Source organism: Actinoplanes sp. DH11, from assembly GCF_020873875.1.
Classification (GTDB): Bacteria; Actinomycetota; Actinomycetes; order Mycobacteriales; family Micromonosporaceae; genus Actinoplanes.
The window spans coordinates 122568-139138 of the sequence record NZ_JAHWGU010000025.1; the positions used below are offsets into that span (position 1 = coordinate 122568).

General features: G+C 68.6%; 21 protein-coding genes. 12 read left to right on the plus strand and 9 right to left on the minus strand.

All coding sequences use genetic code 11. The annotated features are described in order from the left end of the window. Window positions 1-160 precede the first annotated feature (160 nt). The 4 genes from LPA41_RS30500 to LPA41_RS42185 all read right to left on the minus strand — a co-directional run bounded on the left by LPA41_RS30500 (window position 161) and on the right by LPA41_RS42185 (window position 3456). Window positions 161-910 carry a hypothetical protein gene (locus LPA41_RS30500; RefSeq protein ID WP_229074483.1) on the minus strand — a complete coding sequence of 250 codons (750 nt, stop codon included), beginning with the start codon at window positions 908-910 and terminating at the stop codon, window positions 161-163. Between the two features lie 371 nt (window positions 911-1281). After that, a complete protein-coding gene (locus LPA41_RS30505) occupies window positions 1282-1881 on the minus strand; it encodes a DUF998 domain-containing protein (RefSeq protein WP_229074484.1) in 600 nt (199 codons plus the stop codon). Window positions 1882-1931: 50 nt separating this feature from the next. Next, window positions 1932-2468: a DUF4240 domain-containing protein gene (locus LPA41_RS30510; RefSeq protein ID WP_229074485.1), complete on the minus strand. Its 537-nt coding sequence runs from the start codon at window positions 2466-2468 to the stop codon at window positions 1932-1934. 106 nt (window positions 2469-2574) lie between these two features. Then, the gene (locus tag LPA41_RS42185) at window positions 2575-3456 is read right to left on the minus strand and encodes a LysR family transcriptional regulator (RefSeq protein WP_308036641.1); all 882 of its coding nucleotides are present in this window, start codon (window positions 3454-3456) and stop codon (window positions 2575-2577) included. A gap of 101 nt (window positions 3457-3557) precedes the next feature. Here LPA41_RS42185 and LPA41_RS30525 point away from each other — a divergent pair, with 101 nt between their 5' ends. From LPA41_RS30525 to LPA41_RS30545, 5 genes are all read left to right on the plus strand, one after another. Next, window positions 3558-4403 (plus strand): aldo/keto reductase, encoded by an 846-nt coding sequence (locus LPA41_RS30525; RefSeq protein WP_229074486.1) that lies wholly within the window; start codon window positions 3558-3560, stop codon window positions 4401-4403. 22 nt (window positions 4404-4425) lie between these two features. After that, the gene (gene mgrA, locus LPA41_RS30530; protein WP_229074487.1) at window positions 4426-5436 is read left to right on the plus strand and encodes an L-glyceraldehyde 3-phosphate reductase; all 1011 of its coding nucleotides are present in this window, start codon (window positions 4426-4428) and stop codon (window positions 5434-5436) included. Window positions 5437-5565: 129 nt separating this feature from the next. Next, window positions 5566-6048: a MaoC family dehydratase gene (locus LPA41_RS30535; RefSeq protein ID WP_229074488.1), complete on the plus strand. Its 483-nt coding sequence runs from the start codon at window positions 5566-5568 to the stop codon at window positions 6046-6048. Window positions 6049-6147: 99 nt separating this feature from the next. Continuing rightward, window positions 6148-6981: an SDR family NAD(P)-dependent oxidoreductase gene (locus LPA41_RS30540; RefSeq protein WP_229074489.1), complete on the plus strand. Its 834-nt coding sequence runs from the start codon at window positions 6148-6150 to the stop codon at window positions 6979-6981. Between the two features lie 124 nt (window positions 6982-7105). Then, window positions 7106-8692, plus strand: a complete 1587-nt coding sequence (locus LPA41_RS30545; RefSeq protein ID WP_229074490.1) for a peptide chain release factor 3 — start codon at window positions 7106-7108, stop codon at window positions 8690-8692. 10 nt (window positions 8693-8702) lie between these two features. On the opposite strand, the gene LPA41_RS30550 is transcribed toward LPA41_RS30545, so the two are convergent. Beyond that, entirely contained in the window at window positions 8703-9299 is a 597-nt protein-coding gene (locus tag LPA41_RS30550; protein ID WP_229074491.1) for a short chain dehydrogenase, read from the minus strand. Window positions 9300-9368: 69 nt separating this feature from the next. Between LPA41_RS30550 and LPA41_RS30555 the strand changes: the two genes are divergently transcribed. The 4 genes from LPA41_RS30555 (at window position 9369) to LPA41_RS30570 (ending at window position 11679) form a co-directional block, all read left to right on the plus strand. After that, window positions 9369-10250, plus strand: coding sequence for a LysR family transcriptional regulator (locus LPA41_RS30555; RefSeq protein WP_229074492.1), 882 nt, complete (start codon window positions 9369-9371; stop codon window positions 10248-10250). Window positions 10251-10305: 55 nt separating this feature from the next. Then, entirely contained in the window at window positions 10306-10566 is a 261-nt protein-coding gene (locus LPA41_RS30560; protein WP_229074493.1) for a hypothetical protein, read from the plus strand. Then, entirely contained in the window at window positions 10563-10844 is a 282-nt protein-coding gene (locus LPA41_RS30565) for a hypothetical protein (protein WP_229074494.1), read from the plus strand. The genes LPA41_RS30560 and LPA41_RS30565 overlap by 4 nt, the downstream gene beginning before the upstream one ends. Window positions 10845-11178: 334 nt before the next feature. Continuing rightward, a complete protein-coding gene (locus tag LPA41_RS30570) occupies window positions 11179-11679 on the plus strand; it encodes a hypothetical protein (RefSeq protein WP_229074495.1) in 501 nt (166 codons plus the stop codon). Window positions 11680-12358: 679 nt separating this feature from the next. On the opposite strand, the gene LPA41_RS30575 is transcribed toward LPA41_RS30570, so the two are convergent. Both LPA41_RS30575 and LPA41_RS30580 read right to left on the minus strand, forming a co-directional pair. Next, complete coding sequence (locus tag LPA41_RS30575) at window positions 12359-12883, minus strand: hypothetical protein (protein WP_229074496.1); 525 nt, start codon at window positions 12881-12883, stop codon at window positions 12359-12361. A gap of 65 nt (window positions 12884-12948) precedes the next feature. Beyond that, window positions 12949-13563 carry a TetR/AcrR family transcriptional regulator gene (locus tag LPA41_RS30580; RefSeq protein ID WP_229074497.1) on the minus strand — a complete coding sequence of 205 codons (615 nt, stop codon included), beginning with the start codon at window positions 13561-13563 and terminating at the stop codon, window positions 12949-12951. Between the two features lie 178 nt (window positions 13564-13741). On the opposite strand from LPA41_RS30580, the gene LPA41_RS30585 reads away from it, so the two are divergent. Continuing rightward, on the plus strand, window positions 13742-14212 hold the full coding sequence (locus LPA41_RS30585) for an ester cyclase (RefSeq protein ID WP_229074498.1): 471 nt from the start codon (window positions 13742-13744) through the stop codon (window positions 14210-14212). Between the two features lie 151 nt (window positions 14213-14363). On the opposite strand, the gene LPA41_RS30590 is transcribed toward LPA41_RS30585, so the two are convergent. Next, window positions 14364-14690 (minus strand): hypothetical protein, encoded by a 327-nt coding sequence (locus tag LPA41_RS30590; RefSeq protein ID WP_229074499.1) that lies wholly within the window; start codon window positions 14688-14690, stop codon window positions 14364-14366. Between the two features lie 278 nt (window positions 14691-14968). After that, on the minus strand, window positions 14969-15328 hold the full coding sequence (locus LPA41_RS30595) for a hypothetical protein (protein WP_229074500.1): 360 nt from the start codon (window positions 15326-15328) through the stop codon (window positions 14969-14971). A 152-nt stretch (window positions 15329-15480) separates the two neighbouring features. Between LPA41_RS30595 and LPA41_RS30600 the strand changes: the two genes are divergently transcribed. Together LPA41_RS30600 and LPA41_RS30605 are read left to right on the plus strand one after the other, a co-directional pair. Then, on the plus strand, window positions 15481-15945 hold the full coding sequence (locus tag LPA41_RS30600) for a HEAT repeat domain-containing protein (protein WP_229074501.1): 465 nt from the start codon (window positions 15481-15483) through the stop codon (window positions 15943-15945). Continuing rightward, window positions 15920-16261, plus strand: a complete 342-nt coding sequence (locus LPA41_RS30605) for a hypothetical protein (RefSeq protein ID WP_229074502.1) — start codon at window positions 15920-15922, stop codon at window positions 16259-16261. The genes LPA41_RS30600 and LPA41_RS30605 overlap by 26 nt, the downstream gene beginning before the upstream one ends. The last annotated feature ends 310 nt before the right edge of the window (window positions 16262-16571 follow it).

Below are 16571 nucleotides of genomic sequence, written 5' to 3' on the forward strand. Positions count from 1 at the left end.
GCGGCCACCGGCCGCGCATGGTCGTCCGGGCTGCGGCCAGCCGCCCGACCCGGCTGGTCGTCCGGGCTGCGGCCAGCCGCCTCGAGCCGGCTGATTGTCCGGGCTGCGGCCAGCCGCCTCGACCCGGTGGTTGACCTGTGGCGGGCCGACTAACGATCGATCAGCGCAAGCAGTTGTTGTACGCCGAGACGTCGGCGCCGAGCCCGATGTTGAGCGCTTGCACGTCGAGGCAGCTGCCGTACGGCCAGGTGTGCGTGATCGAGAAGCCGTGCGCCGCCCCGTACGCCGGGTAGGCGCTGCCGATGTCCGCCCGATGCTGGTTGGCCACGTGGTCGGTGAACGTGCCCTTGCCGAAATTGCTGAACCGCAGAGTGACCGGCGCGGCGGTGTCCGGGTCGATGACCCAGCCGGTGACCGTGGTGGTGCGGCCGTTGGAGGTGACCGACTCGACGCGGCCGATCGGGCCGTGCACCACGTGGCAGCCGAGCGTGACGCCGGGGCCACCGCCGAAGTTCTGGGCCACCGCGCAGACCGTGGAGTTGCCCATCGGGAGTTCGACCGTGGCGCTGTACAGGTTGCCGGTTGGCCGGTACCGGTCGGCGACCGCGGTCGCCACCTTCACCCCGTTGATTTTGATGTCGACCTTGACCGGACCGCCGTTGCCGTCGGTGACCAGACCGGAGACGTTCATGCCGCCGATCTGGTTGGTGGTGAATCCACCGGCGTCCTGCACGAATTCGGCGCTGCCGACCGGGGGGTACTGCTCCACAGGCTCTTCCCGGTCGCAGATCGGCGGCGGCTCGGGGACGTTGCAGACCGGCTCGGCCTGCGCCGCGGTGGCACCGGCCACCAGGCCGGCGGCGGCGACCAGGGTGCTGACGGCGGCGGCCAGCAGACGCTTGTGAATCATGAATACTCCTCAGGTGTTCGGGTGTTCGAGGAGCGACGCTAAGTGCCCGCGCCAGCCGCCGGAGTGATTCAGCCGAGTTGCTGACAGTCACCAAGTCGACATAGGACAGTGAGTGGCAGCAGGAAGGGAATCCGTGGCTATCGATGGCTGTGGGCGCGGATACCGTCCGGTAGCCCGGCCGGAGTCATTGAATCGGGTGACCCCTGCGACCTGGCGACCCGGACCCGGCCGCAGCGGCGGCGCCGGACGACTGACGTAGCGTGCTGGTCATGGATATCGTCCCGCGAAGGACGGACGCCGGTCGCCTCGACCGCGGTTGAACCGTGGCGGGCCGGCTCACGTACACCGAAGCAGAGCACCGGCGCTGAGTGTCATTCTCGGACCTCGGCGCCGGTCGCGGTCGGTCGCCCCCGGACCGCGCGCAGCCCGAGCACCGCGAGCCACGACCACCCGACGACGATGGTGGCACGCTGGAACAATCCACCCGTGCCGGCGGACGCCCCCGACGCCACGAACAGCGCCGGCACCGCGATCCCGGTGACCCGGCAGTAGACGCGCCAGGCCCGCGCCGGTCGCCATCGCGCCGCGGTGAAACAGGCCGCGGACAGACACCCGAACACCACGAACGACACCACATTGTGTACGGCGCCGGTCCACGTCGCCTGCTCGTGCGGCACCGGGTCGGTCACGAAGACACCCGCGCCCACCAGGCTCGCACCGACAAACCCGACGAGGCGGCCGGTCCACCGGTTGACGGCGTTCGACAGCGCGACCGAGGAGAGCGCGACAAGCGTCCCGGAAACGACGAAGTTCGCGATCTGAACCCATCCGCCCCGGCCGATCGCCGCCTCGCTGACGAAGTCACGCACCGGCTCGTAGCCCGGTTTCACCGAGTCGTTGACGAGCAGCACGACGACAAACAGGACCGCGCCGGCCGTCGTGCACCAGAGCATCCGCGGGCTCCGCAGCATCCCGGCACGATAGCGAGACCGCCTGTGCGGCCACTGTGCCGGGAAGCGGTTCAATGGAGTCCAGGGACACCCAATCCGGGGTGGTCACGCCGGTAGGCGGCAAGCCGGGGGAATCGCCGCTCGACCGCAGCCGGGTCACCGAGGTCCACGCGCTCACCCGTCAGATTGTCCGGCCCATCGGGGTCGCCCTCCGGCGGCCAGGCACCGGTCACCAGGATGTACGCCTCCGTCGTGAACTCGCCGAACCACTGCTCCCGGGCGTTGCCCGCATCCGCGGCCAGGTCCACGAGACCGTCCGGATCGGCGGCGATCCGGTCGACCGCCGCGCGACCGTACGAGATGATCCAGTCCTGGATGTGGGCGAGATCCTCCTCCTCGACCGGGCCGAGCAGCAGGCATGCCGCGTCGGCTACCGGCCACCCGTACAGGCGCGTTCGTGCCCGTTCCCAGAGCCGGAGGAATCCGGCGACCTCGGTCGCGTCGAGTACGCGCAGGCGGCGGAAGAGGAGGCGCGCGACAACCTCGGTGTCCGTCCCGCCTGCCTGACGGCACTCCGCGACGAGCTGCCAGAACTTGTCCTCGTCCACGCCCGGACGATAACCGAGGGCGCGGTCAGCGGGCGCGGCGACGACACCTTGCCGGCTCTACGCTGCCGGTGGTCTCACCTTTTCCCGCGAATGGACAACTCGCGGCCTACGGTTTCGGCAGGGCCAGGCGTAGCAGCGCCTCCGTGGCCGGTCCCGGTGGTCTCCCCTCGGGCAGGGCCACCGCCACCCGCCACTCCGGCACCGAACCGGCGACCGCCGCCGCGTGCAGGCCCTTGGCGTGCGGTTTGCGGGTGACCGGCGCCGGGACCAGGGCCACGCCGAGGCCCTGGTGCACGAAGTCCAGCAGCGTGTGCACGTCGTTGACCTCGACCGCGACCCGCCGGTCGGCGCCGGCCCGGGCGAAGGCCAGGTCGTTGACGCCGCGGGCGCCCCAGTCGCCGCTGAAGTCGACGAACTCCTCACCGGCCAGGTCGTCCACCGACACGGATTCGGTGTCGGCGAGGGCGTGCGCCGGGTGGCAGAGCAGCATCATGCGTTCGGCGGCGAGGGGCAGCAGGCGTACGCCTTCCGGGGAGGAACCGGGTAACGCGACGAAGCCGGCGTCGAGGCGGCCGAGACGCACCTGGTCGATCAGGTGACCGGAGCCCGCGTACCCGAGCCTGATCTCGACCCCGGGGTGCGCCCGGCGGAACGAGGCGACAAGCGGTGCCATGTCGATGACGCCGAGGCACTGTTCGGCACCGATGGAGAGGCTGCCCCGCAGCAGACCGCGCACGGCGGCGACCGCGTTGCGGGCGGCCGCGGCGCTGGCCAGGGTACGGTGTGCCTCGGTGAGCAGGGCCTGACCGGCGTCGGTGAGTTCGACCCGGCGGGTGTGCCGCACGAACAGTTCGGCGTCGAGTTCCCGTTCCAGGGACCGGATCGAGGCGGACAACCCGGACTGGGCGACCCGCATCCGCTGCGCGGCGCGGGTGAAGTGCCGTTCCTCGGCGACCGCCACGAAGTACTCGAGATGCCGCAGTTCCACGATTCAGCAGTCTAATCGCTGAATCCGAGCGCTTTCTTCTGTTGGACGGCGCTCGATCGGGCATACCAGGGTGGAGTCGTACACATCTTCAGGAGGAACTCATGCAGAGCCGTCGCATCGGTGACGTGCAGGTCAGTGCGATCGGACTCGGCGGCATGCCGATGTCGATCGAGGGCCGGCCGGACGAGGACCGCTCGATCCGCACCATCCACGCCGCCCTGGACGCCGGCATCACCCTGATCGACACCGCGGACGCGTACCACATCGGGGCGGACGAGGTCGGGCACAACGAGTCGCTGATCGCCAAGGCGCTCGCCAGTTACGGCGGCGACACCTCCGGCGTCCTCGTCGCCACCAAGGGCGGGCACCTGCGCCCCGGTGACGGCAGCTGGACCTTGGACAGCTCACCGGCGTACCTCAAGCAGGCCTGTGAGGCCTCGCTGAAGCGTCTCGGCGTCGACGCCATCGGGCTCTACCAGCACCACCGGCCGGACCCCTCGGTGCCGTACGCGGAGTCGATCGGCGCGATCCGGGACCTGCTGGACGCCGGGAAGATCCGGATGGCCGGCATCTCCAACGCCAACCCGCAGCAGATCCGCGAGGCCCAGGAGATCCTGGGTGGGCGGCTGGTGTCGGTGCAGAACCAGTTCTCGCCGGCGTTCCGCTCCTCCGAGCCGGAGCTGGACCTCTGCACCGAACTGGGCATCGCCTTCCTGCCGTGGTCGCCGCTGGGCGGCATCAGCAAGGCGTCGTCGCTGGGTGGCGCGTTCAGCACCGTCGCCGAGAAGTACGGCGTGAGCCCGCAGCGCGTCTGCCTGGCCTGGCACCTCGCCAAGTCGCCGGTGTCGATCCCGATCCCCGGCGCCAGCCGCCCCGAGACGATCACCGACTCGGCTGCCGCCGACGAGCTGACGCTGACCGACGACGACCTCGCCGCCCTCTCCTGACGGCCTCTTTCGAAGGAAACACATGTCCGCCGGTTACGACATCATGGAATACCGCCGCACCGGGCGGAGCGGGCTCAAGCTGCCCGCCGTCTCGCTCGGCCTGTGGCACAACTTCGGCCACGACAAGCCGCTGGAGACCCAGCGGGCGATCCTGCGCCGCGCCTTCGACCTGGGTATCACCCACTTCGACCTGGCCAACAACTACGGCCCGCCCTACGGTTCCGCCGAGGAGAACTTCGGCCGGGTGCTGGACACGGACTTCCGGGCGCACCGCGACGAACTGGTCATCTCCACCAAGGCGGGCTACGACATGTGGCCCGGCCCGTACGGTGACTGGGGTTCCCGCAAGTATCTGACCGCCTCGCTGGACCAGTCGCTGAAGCGGATGGGTGTCGACTACGTCGACATCTTCTACTCGCACCGCGTCGACCCGGAGACTCCGCTGGAGGAGACGATGGGTGCGCTCGACGCGGCGGTACGGGCGGGCAAGGCACTGTACGCCGGCATCTCCTCCTACTCGCCGGAGAAGACCGCCCAGGCCGCCGCGATCCTGCGTGACTTGGGCACTCCCCTGCTCATCCACCAGCCGTCCTACTCGATGCTGAACCGCTGGATCGAGGACGGCCTGCTGGACACGCTGGAGCAGGTGGGCGCCGGCTGCATCGCGTTCTCGCCGCTGGCGCAGGGCATGCTGACCGACCGTTACCTGGGCGGGGTGCCCGAGGACTCGCGGGCCAAGGCCGACAAGTCGCTCAGCACCGACCTGCTCAGCGCCGAGAACCTGGACAAGATCAAGGCGCTGAACGCGGTCGCCGAGCGGCGCGGCCAAACCCTGGCGCAGATGGCGATCGCCTGGGTGCTGCGCGACAAGCGGATGACCTCCACGGTCCTGGGTGCGAGCAGCGTCGCCCAGCTCGAGGCGAACGTGGCGGCGCTGGACAACACGTCCTTCTCCGACGACGAACTCGCCGAGATCGACAAGTACGCCACCGAGTCCGGCATCAACCTGTGGGCGAACTCCAGCAACCAGTGAGCCCTGCCCCCTTCCGACGGCCCGCCGGCGCACCCCGCGCCGGCGGGCCGCGGCCGTCGCGGCACCTGGGTCCGACCGGCAGTCGGTTGACGGACGGCAGGGCGGTCACCGGCGGGCAGTCTTCTGCGCATGACCGATTTCGATGCCAGCCGCCACACCGTCGTGCCCGCCCGCACCTTCGAGGACCTGCGGATCGGTGAGGTCTTCAACGCGCCCAGCCGCACCGTGACCGACGCGCACGCCGCCGCGTTCCAGACGGTGTCCGCCGACAACCACCCGATCCACTACGACGCCGTCTACGCCCGCGCGCACGGCCACCCGGCGCCGGTGGTGCACGGGCTGCAGGTGCTCGCGTTCACCGCACCCGGCGCGACCCTGTTCCCGCAGTACATCGGCGACGTGTTCGTGGCGTTCGCCGGCCTGACCGCCGAGTTCCACCACGAGGTCAACGCGGGCGACACCCTCTACCCCAGCCTCACCGTCGTGGGACTGGAGCCGGGCGCGGACCAGGGTGTGGTGACCACCCACGCGACCGTTCACAACCAGCGCGGGGACCTGGTGCTCTCCGGTGAGCACCGCTACATCCTGCGGCTCACCCCCACCGCCGGCTGACCGGCCGGGGGTGGGCTCGGCGGTGCGGGCGCCGGGCCGCATGCCATAGTCCCAGCGAGCCGTCCGGTTCGCACCATTCCGCGGAGGAGACCGAGAGCCATGCCGCAGCAGACGATCGTGATCACCGGCGCCAGCGACGGCATCGGCGCCGCCGCCGCCCGGCAGCTGGCCGGCGGCGGCAACGCGCTCGTGCTGATCGGGCGGTCGCCGGGCCGGACCGCCGCGGTCGCCAGTGAGGTCGGCGCCGATCACTTCGTGGCCGATTTCGCCGACCTGGCGCAGGTGCGTGAGCTGGCCCGCGAGCTGCTGACGGTGTACCCCCGCATCGATGTCCTCGCCAACAACGCCGGCGGCATCATGGGTGACCGGCAGGTGACCCGCGACGGGTTCGAGCTGACCTTCCAGGTCAACCACCTGGCGCCGTTCCTGCTGACGCACCTGCTGCTGCCGGCACTGACCGCCGGCAACGCCACGGTGATCCAGAGCGCCAGCATCGCGGCCAAGCGGTTCGCGCGGTTCGACATCGACGACCTCCAGAACGAGAAGGACTATCAGCCCCAGATCGCGTACGGGAACGCCAAGCTCGCCAACATCCTGTTCACCCGGGAGTTGCACCGCCGGTACCACGATCAGGGCATCAACGCCGTGGCGTTCCATCCCGGCGTGGTCCGCAGCAGCTTCGCCAGTGACACCACGCACCTGATGCGGATCGCCTATCACACCCCGCTGAAGTACCTGATCACGATCAGTCCGGAGCGCAGCGCCCGCGAACTGGTCCGGCTGGCCGAGGGCACGCCCGGCACCACGTGGCAGCCCGGCGAGTACTACGAGCGGCGCAAGCCGGCCGCCTCCAGCCCGCAGTCCCGCGATCTCGGCCTGGCCCGGCAGCTCTGGGACCGCAGCGCCGAGATGCTCGCCCTCCCCACCCGCTGATCGGCGGCGGCTCAGCGGCCGGGCCGAGCAGGGCTTACCTGGGCCAACGGCGTGAAATCCGGCGCTGGCGCTAGAGTCGTACCGGCTCGCCGCGAGGGCGGGCGGTGCGGTGAGGAGCAAGACAGTGAGTCAGAGCGTGCTGACGTCGGCGGCCGGGATCGCGGCCGAGGCGGCGCGGCGGCGCACGTTCGCGGTGATCTCGCACCCGGACGCCGGCAAGTCCACCATGACCGAGGCGCTCGCCCTGCACGCCCGCGTGATCGGCCAGGCCGGCGCGGTGCACGGCAAGGGTGATCGCAAGGGCGTGGTGTCCGACTGGATGGAGATGGAACGCCAGCGCGGCATCTCCGTGACCTCGGCGGCACTGCAGTTCTCCTACCGCGACACCGTCGTCAACCTGCTCGACACGCCCGGTCACGCCGACTTCTCCGAGGACACGTACCGGGTGCTCACCGCCGTCGACAGCGCGGTCATGCTGCTGGACGCCGCGAAGGGCCTGGAGCCGCAGACCCTCAAGCTGTTCGAGGTGTGCCGGCAACGCAGCATCCCGGTGATGACCTTCATCAACAAGTGGGACCGGCCGGGCCACGACGCGCTCGCGCTGATGGACGAGATCGAGCAGCGGATCGGTCTGCGGCCGACCCCGCTGACCTGGCCGGTGGGCATCGCCGGGCACTTCCGCGGCGTCATCGACCGCCGCACCGGCGAGTTCATCCAGATGCAGCGCTCACCGGGCGGCGCCGGCCTGGCCATCGAGGAGGTGGTCGGCGAGGCGGAGGCGAAGCAGCGGTACGGTGCCGACTGGGACACCGCCACCGAGGAGCTGGAGCTGCTCGCCATGTCCGAGGCCGACCACGACCAGGAGACGTTCCTGGCGGCGAAGAGCACGCCCGTGCTGTTCGGGGCCGCGGTCGCCAACCTGGGCGTACGACAGCTGCTCGACATCCTGGTCGAGCTCGCGCCGGCGCCCGCCGCCCGGCCCACCGTGGCCGGCACCGATCAGCCCGTCGACGGGGATTTCAGTGGCTTCGTCTTCAAGATCCAGGCGAACATGAACAAGGCGCACCGGGACCAGGTCGCGTTCGTCCGCGTCTGCTCCGGCCGGTTCGAGCGCGGCATGGTCGTCACGCACGCCGACACCGGGCGCCCGTTCACCACGAAGTACGCCCAGCAGATGTTCGGCCAGGGCCGCGACACCGTTGACGAGGCCTTCCCGGGCGACGTGGTCGGCCTGGTCAACGCGACCGCGCTCGGCATCGGCGACACCCTGCGCGCGGGCGGCTCGGTCAAGTACCCGCAGCTGCCGTCGTTCCCGCCGGAGCACTTCGCCGTGGTCCGCGCCACCGACACCTCCACCTTCAAGCGCTTCCGCCGCGGGATCGAGCAGCTCGACGCCGAGGGTGTCGTCCAGGTCCTGCGCTCTGACCTGCGCGGTGACCAGGCGCCCGTCCTGGCCGCCGTCGGGCCGATGCAGTTCGAGGTCGCCACCTACCGGCTGGAGGCGGAGTTCGGGGTCAAGGTCCACGTCGAGCGCCTGCCGTACGAGACAGCGCAGCGCACCGACGCCGCCGGACGTGACATCCTGCGCACCGAGTCCGGCGCCGAAGTGATGACCCGGGTCCGCGACGACGCGCTGCTGGCGCTGTTCCTGGACAAGTGGCGGATGCGCTCCATCGCCGGCCGGCACCCCGAACTGCACCTGGAGCCGTGATCCGGACCGGTCAGGGGATGTAGACCTGCCCGGTCTGCGCCCCCTCCACGGACCGGACGAAGGCCTGGGCGGCGACAGCGAGGTCGACCGGCGGCATCCCCGGGAAGTACGCGCCGTAGTCGTCCAGGCTCTCGGTGAACACGGTCGGGCTGACGGCGTTGATCCGGTACGGGGCGATCTCGACGGCGGCCGCCCGCACGAAGGACTCGACAGCGCCGTTGGCCATCGACGCGGCGGCGCCGGTCACGATCGGTTCCCGGGACAGCACGCCGGCGATCAACGTGAAGGAGCCCCGGTCGGCGATCCGGGACAGTCCCTGCCGTACCAGATCGATCTGGCTCAGCACCTTGCCCCGGAACCCGGCCAGGTAGTCCTCCGGCGTCAGCTCCCGGAACGGTTTGAACGGGACGTCCCCGGCAGCGCTGACCACGGCGTCCACCCGGCCGGCCCGGTCGTAGACCTCGGCCACCTGGGCCGGGTCGGTGACGTCGTAGCGCAGGTCGCCGCCGCTGCGAGCCACTGTCACGAGGTCGTGCCCGCGGGCGCCGAGCGCCTTGTGCACCGCCGCGCCGAGCGTGCCGGTGGCACCCACCAGAAGAATTCTCATACCGAGACGGTAGGTCCGGGGACGTCGAGGAGGGAAAGACCTTCGGTGCGCCACCTATAATCCGCGGTTATGAATCTGGAGCTGCGGCACTTCCGCGCGCTCGCCGCGATCGGCACCACCGGCACCATCACCGGCGCCGCGGACACGCTCCACATCAGCCAGCCCGCACTCTCGCGCACGCTGGAACAGATGGAAAGGCGCCTGGGCGTACGGCTCGTGCACCGCACCACCCGTACGCTCTCGCTGACCGAAGCCGGACAGCGCCTCCATGACCGCGCCCGGCAGATCCTGCACCAGGTCGACGAGGCCGTGGCCGAGGTGTCCACCGGCGCCGGGCCGCTGCGGATCGGTTTCGCGTGGGGCGCGTTCGGCGAGGACACCGTCCCGATGCTGCGCACCTGGCGGGCCGAACACCCCGAAACCCCGATCCAGGTGCACCGGCGCGACGATCTGGAGGCCGCACTGCGCCGGGGCGAGATCGACGCCGCCCTGCTGCGCACCGCACCCGACCCCGACGCCGGCTTCGAGATCCAGGTCGTCAACCGGGAGCGGCGCCTCGCGGCGCTGCCCGCCGACGACCCACTGACGCGCCGGCCGGGCGTGCGGCTCGCCGACCTGGGCGACCGGCCCGTCGTGCTCTGCTCCACAGCGGCCACCACCGCCGGCCTGTGGCCCGGCCACCAGCGCCCCCGCACCTTCGAGGTGGCGAACGTCGACGAATGGCTCACCGTGATCGCCACCGGCGAGGCCGCCGGCGTGACCGCGGAGGCCACCGAGCACATCCACCCGCATCCCGGTGTCCGCTACGTGCCGCTCACCGACGCCCCGCCGGTCACCGTCGTCCTGGCCTGGCCGCGACCCGCCACCCACGCGGCGACAAGCGCTTTCTACGCCCACCTGCGCCGGCTGATCAGTTCCCGCAAGTCGGCGGCGGTTTCCCCTCACCGATGAAAACCGACAGTTCTCCGGAATCCGCCGGCTGAGCGATCACCTCTATCGTCATCGCATGAACGCCATCACCGCGATGACTGTCGGCCTGGCCGCCGCGTCGTCGCTGCTTTCCGCGATCAGCGCACTGGCGGCCTGGCGTTCGATGAGCGCGTTCCGGGACGAACTGAAACACACCATCACCGCGAGCTGCTACGCGCTTTCGAGCAGGATTACGCCGTCCAGTACGACGCGATCTGGCGGGACCTGGGCCCGTGGCCCGACCCCGAATACATTGATCCACAACTCAGGCGTACGGTCCAGAACCTGCTGCAGGTGACCGCCTCGGTCTACGTCGCCCGCCAGTCCGACCTGGTCGACGCCGAGGATGCGGACGCCCTGCTGGCAGTCCATTTCGACTGGCTGTGCACGGCGAAGGCCTCGCACGTGTGGCGGGTCGCGTTCCGCAACCAGTCCGACACGTGGCCTGCCGGCTTCGTGGACTTCGTCGACGAACGACTGACGGAACGCGAAAGAACTCACCACCAAATCTTCCAGCAACGTTCGGGTCACAGCGCTCCGCCGGCCACGCCCGAGACGCCCTCGGCCGGCATGTAGCGCGAGCTTATCTACACAGTTCGACGCTCCCAGGCGAGACGAAAGAGTCCACTCAAGTGGAAACACCAACGGACGATGGCCCGAGCGGAATGATTCGCATAGCCTTTAACTGGCAGTTGAAGCAGCGGTGAACAAGCCGACCGATTGATCCTTCTGTCAGGCGTTTCTCATCTCAACCCACAGCGCATTTTCACGCCCGCCTGTTCGCCGCGATATCCCGCGCGTGGCCACGGCATTGCGGTTACATTCCGCATGCCTTTGACCGCCCGCACTTCCCGATCCTGACCGACAGGCAAACCGCCACGGCGCATTCTCGCTCAGAAGGGCAGACGTCATGACAACGCCCCATATCCGCCTCGCTGACAACCCGAAGCCGGAGCGGGACGACGCTCGCCGACGGTGGCCCGTACTTCTCGCCCTTTTCCTGTCGATCGGTTTTTCGGCGTTCGCTGTGGCGCCCGCAACCGGGGCGGCCGCGGCGAGTTGCCGGACGACCGATCGCTACATCGACTACGACTTCGCCGGAAAGGTCCGCGCGGTCCGGGTACACATCAAGGCCAAATGGTGCTGGGACGGGAGAACCGTGACCGGGACCTTCGCCCCGGAGGTCTACCACACCGTCACCAACCTCGGAAGCTTCTACGTCAACGTGGAGAAGGATCCCATTGTCGAGAGCTGGGAGGACCCCCAGCACAACGGACATTGGACCCGCCGCATTGTCCTGCGCGGAAAGATCGACGTGTCGGTCTTCAAGTACGGCCACATCAAGACTCTTCCCATCAACATGGACTTGCGACTCTTCGGAGATGGCGTCACGTACCTCACGAGGTACTGATCAGATAGTTCGAGATGTCGAACGGCCCCTTGCCCACCGGACGGGCAAGGGGCCGCTGACGACGTGGTTGTAGGCGTAGCACGCTGTCATACGTGCACGGCGGCCAGGATCAAGCGTCGGTGTCGTCATCCCAGTGACCGCAGCGACGGCACCGGTACGGCGGGTCGTCCTCCTTATCATGCTGGTAGCCCCCGGGAAAGTAGGCTTTGCAGTCGAGGCAGACCTGGTAGACGCGGCACGGGTCCTGATCCTGCGGCAAGGCGCGCCCCTGGGAAGTCAGGCGAACGTCCCGCCCGTCGCGAAGACGGTGCCGGTCACGGGTCTCACTCTTCGCGCAGCGGCGACAGTTGACCACGCTGACGCACTTGGCGTCCTTCTTGGACTCCTTGCCCCACTCGTGAGCCTCCGCCGCGTCCAGCAGCCGGTCGCATCTGCCACAGCGGGCCTCCCGCCGGCACGGGCTCACGTCCGCCAGTGGCGGCACTGCCGTGTGCACACCGACCCGGCACAACCATCGCCAGCTCACCGACATCGCCGACTGCGATCCCACGCCCACACCGCCTTCATGGTCGAAAGACGGCGGCATCGCACCGCCACCGTGACCACAGTAGAGCTCTGCGGCTCCCATGGCCGACCCTCGGCCGCCTACGGCAATATTCGGATCCGCCGAGAACAGTGTTCAGAACAGGTCGAGCTGCCCCGGCAGCGGCTCGTCCGGGCGTGCCGCCGCCATCACCGGGAGAGGTGGGGCCGCCTGGACCGCCGGGCGCTCCGCTTCCTCGGCGTCCTCCAGCCAGGCGAGCATCGGCCGCAACCGGTCACCCCACTCGTTGATCGGCCGATAGGTGATGTCCGCGGCCGACTCCTGCAACGACCGCAGGAGCGCGTCGCCGGCCGGCGGCAGCCCGAGAACCTCGCGCAGGCGAACCCGGTCGTTGTCGAGCTCCGGCCGGACCTCGCGGATCTCGTCGTCGGCGCGGGCGAGGAAGGCACGCAGGGCCCGGCCGTCGTCCTCGTCGACGGGGACCGCGGTGGCGTCGTGCAGGCTGGACACGCCGACGATCAGGGCCAGTGCGTCCCGGAGATCCTTGGCGATCAGACCGCCCTCCCCCTCCGAGCCGACGTAGAGCTCGTCGGACCGCGAGACGGCTGACGAGCCACCGGGCCGCGCGGTCGGCCAGCCGGAATCAGGCGTCGGTGTCATCGTCCCAGTGACCGCAGCGGCGGCATCGCCTACGGCGGTGCCCGGACCCGGCGACGATTCCCGCGTCAACGGGCGTCATCTGCCGCCTCCATCCGCTGACCGTGGAGCACCCGAAGCGCGTCGAGTGCGACTGCGGTGAGAACGCCGCGGCCCACACCGGCGCGGCCAAGCAATTCCATCCCCCGGGTGACGGCGACGAAGTAGACCGCCAGCGATTGCACGTTCGCGTCCGCCGGGAGATCCCCGTTCTCCCGCGCATGTTCCAGGCATTGAGCATAGGCGCCCGCGAGTTGTTCGATGCCAGCCTTGCTGACCGTCGAAAGCGAATCCTCCGCGCCGGTCGACTCGACCAGCGCACGTGTGGTGAGTGAGACCCGTCGATCAGTGCTACTGAACTCGATCGCCATTCGGAGCATGTGGCCCCGGATTTGCTCCAGCGGCAAAGCGTCATCGTGGCCGAGCGCTTCCGTGACGGCGCGCGTCGCCTCGTCGCGATCCTCGGAAAGTGCCCGCAAGAACAATTCCCGCTTCCCGCCGAACGCGTTGTACAGGCTCTGTTTCCCTAGACCGGTCGCCCGCACCAGGTCATCCAGTGTCGCGGCGGCAAGGCCGTGCACGGCGAACACCTCACCGGCACTGCTGACGACATCACTCTCGCGGAACTTGCGGGGACGAGGCACGTGAGCAAGCTTACGTTATTGACCATACGGTCAAAAACTTGGTAGCTTGGTGGCAGCACGCAACGGCGAGATCGCATCGCGAGCGTCGCCGGCCGCGGAGATGGCGTCGCCAGTCGACTGCCGCCGAGTGGCAGCAACCTGTTACCCGTAGCGACTCCACGCATCAAGGAGAATGGCAATGGAAAGCAACGAAGAGATCGTCCGTGAGGCATACCGGCTGGCGGAGGGAAACACCCTCGACGGTGAAGGCTTCCGCGCCCTGTTCACCGAAGACGGAACGTTCAACGACCTGCCCAATTCGCTGACTTTCCGCGGAGACCAGATTCCTCAGGCGTTGTCGGGCCTCGCCAGCGTCTTCCCCGACGTTCACCGCGAACTGCTCGAAGTGCACGCACTCGGTGACGTCGTCGCCGTCGAACTCCGAATCCAGGGAACGCACCTCGGCGCCTTCCCGACCCCGATCGGCGAAATCCCGCCGACCGGTAATTCAATCGACGTGCCGACGGCAGATCTTTGGTTTTTCCGTGACGGGAGAATCGAAAGGTTCGACTGCTACAACTCAGCGAACGTGCTGCTCGCCCAGATCGGGGCCGGCCCCGACTACACGTCGGCGATAGAGGCCGCCAGGACAACCGCCACACGGGCATAGCTTCTCGAAGGGGATGTCGCGGTCGCGATCGAGAGAACTTAAGTCCGGGTTCGCCTCGGCGACCGGCTCATCGTCCTCGGGCCATAGCTGCTCCAGCAGGTCAGGTGTCGCCTCGATGCGCTCGGCTGGCATCTTGTACCCCTGCGGGCGGTTACCTTCCAGCCGGCAATGATGACGTCGGCGCGACGATGGCGTAGGCCGAGGTGACGTCGGACTGGTCCCCTTGCAGGTAAACAATGATCTGCTCGGCGGGCAGAGTGCCCAAGCCGTTCACCGTCATCGTTCCGTCGCAGGGGATCTCAGCGGTGGCAATCGGATCAGCAGAAGCGCCGGGCCTGCCGCTGCGTACCTCGACTGACAGCGTCTTACCCGAGGTCGCCGATGTGCAGGCGGCCTGCACCCCGTACTGCTGTCCGGCACGTGCATTGCGGCGCAGGGTGGTCTCGCCGGCAGGGTGACCATCCTTCTGGGTGAGCACTCTTCGAGACAGCTCACCGCCGACGGCGGGAGGCGGGTCCGAGCGCACCAGCGGTGTGGTGCTGGTAGCAGCCGACAGTACCTGGGACGGTCGCTTCTCACTGTGGGGCGACGCGGACGGGTTCGGTCCCGGGGCCGGGCCGTTCGTGCATCCCGCAATAGTGGCAGTTGCTGTTACGGCGGTAAGCAGGGCCGTCGCCCGCGATCTTGGCATGCGCTCATCATTCCAAGCTGACAGCGAACCGGTGACGAGCACACTGATCTGCCGCAGTCCGCGTCTCAGTCCGGGTCGTCACATCTGATGCCGACGGTGGTGATGTCGCCGCTCCGTACCAGTTCCCGGATCGCCGCGGTCATCGCCGCAAGGCCCGGTTCAGGAACAATGAGCTGGTCAGCAGCCCAGAAGTAGCTGCCGTTTGCTACCTCGCCAGTCTCCTTCCATCGCGCCAACAGGCGCGCAACCTCGTCAACGGTGAAGATCGTCAGCGCCCACGTGGCGCCATCGGAAAGATCGACGAACGCGTCAACGTTGGCCGTCGACTCCACGGTGTCCGTATGGGGATCGAGAAGGAACCGGGCCACGAATGTCGATTCGGTGATGGTCGTGTACGGATCGCCGGCGCCGATGGCGTCAATCATGAGCGACAGCATGCAACGCCCGGATCTGCCGCAACCAGCTCAGCCGCGCCCTGTCACAGCCGATCTCATGATCGTGACCGGGGCGTTATGGAGCACTCGCCACTGCTGGCCTGATTGCGCTGCGCGATGTGCGATTGCGCAAGATGGGTGCCATGAGCAACGAGGCCAGAGGTGACGTCGTAGCCGTCTTGACAAGACTGGCGCAAAGCACGGACTACCGCGATAGGGCCGATGCGGGCCGCGCGCTTGCCAGTTTCGCTGACGTTCCGGCTGCACACGAGCCCCTGCAGAGGCTGCTGCTCGACCCCAACGACACCTTTGTCACCCGTGCGACGGCTGAAGCGTTGCTACGGCGGCAGGACACCGCTGGCCTGGTGGCAGTGGCATCAGCACTTACCAAGGCCGACTTCAACCAGATGGCGTGGATCCACACAGCGGTCCGCGACGTGTTCGGCGTGTTCGCCAGCGAGAGAGATACCGCGCTCGGCAACAGCAAGGCGTTGACTCGCGACTATGGCATGGCTCTTCAGTGCGGAGTCGACCAATTGCGGGAGATGCTGATCGATATTAACCCGGTTCTTTACCCTGCCGATGAGCCGGATCCGCGGCGTCAGTAGCTGGTACCGCACCGTCGAAGGACGGGATGGTGTTCCCTGCCCTGCGATGAAGTCACTCTACTGCCCGCCAGGCGCTCGCCGGCGCGCCCACAACCTCGGCGCGGCCTGCTGGTACCGCGACGGCTTCGGTGGTCCTGTCGACCTCGTCCAGGCGCTGCGCTGGTACCTCGCCATGCTCAGTGTCGGCGGCGACGGCACCCATGAGGCACACCAGATCGTCCCGATGATGACGAACGATGAGATTCACGAGGCCGGTCGCCTGGCCGGACGGATTTCGGAAGCCGACGTCTTCGTCGTCCGACGACACGCGGATTGACCGCTGCCCGACGTGCGGCCATCGGCCCACGAACGATCCTCACGACCGACCGAATGCGCGCTCATGGCCGCGATATGGGCGGCCCTGTGCCGAGGTGCTGCCTGTCTGCATAATGCCGGCATGTCGCACGTCGATCTTACCGTTAAGGGGTGGCTGGCCCTCTCCGATGCTGGCGCTGACCGCGTGTCGCCGCTTCCTGAAGAGTGACCCCGTAGGGATCCGGGAAAGTTGACCCCCTTCCTCCTTGATCTTGGAAGGGGTGTTGAAGGTGGAGGACTGGGCTGAGATCCGTCGGCTGCATCGGGCCGAG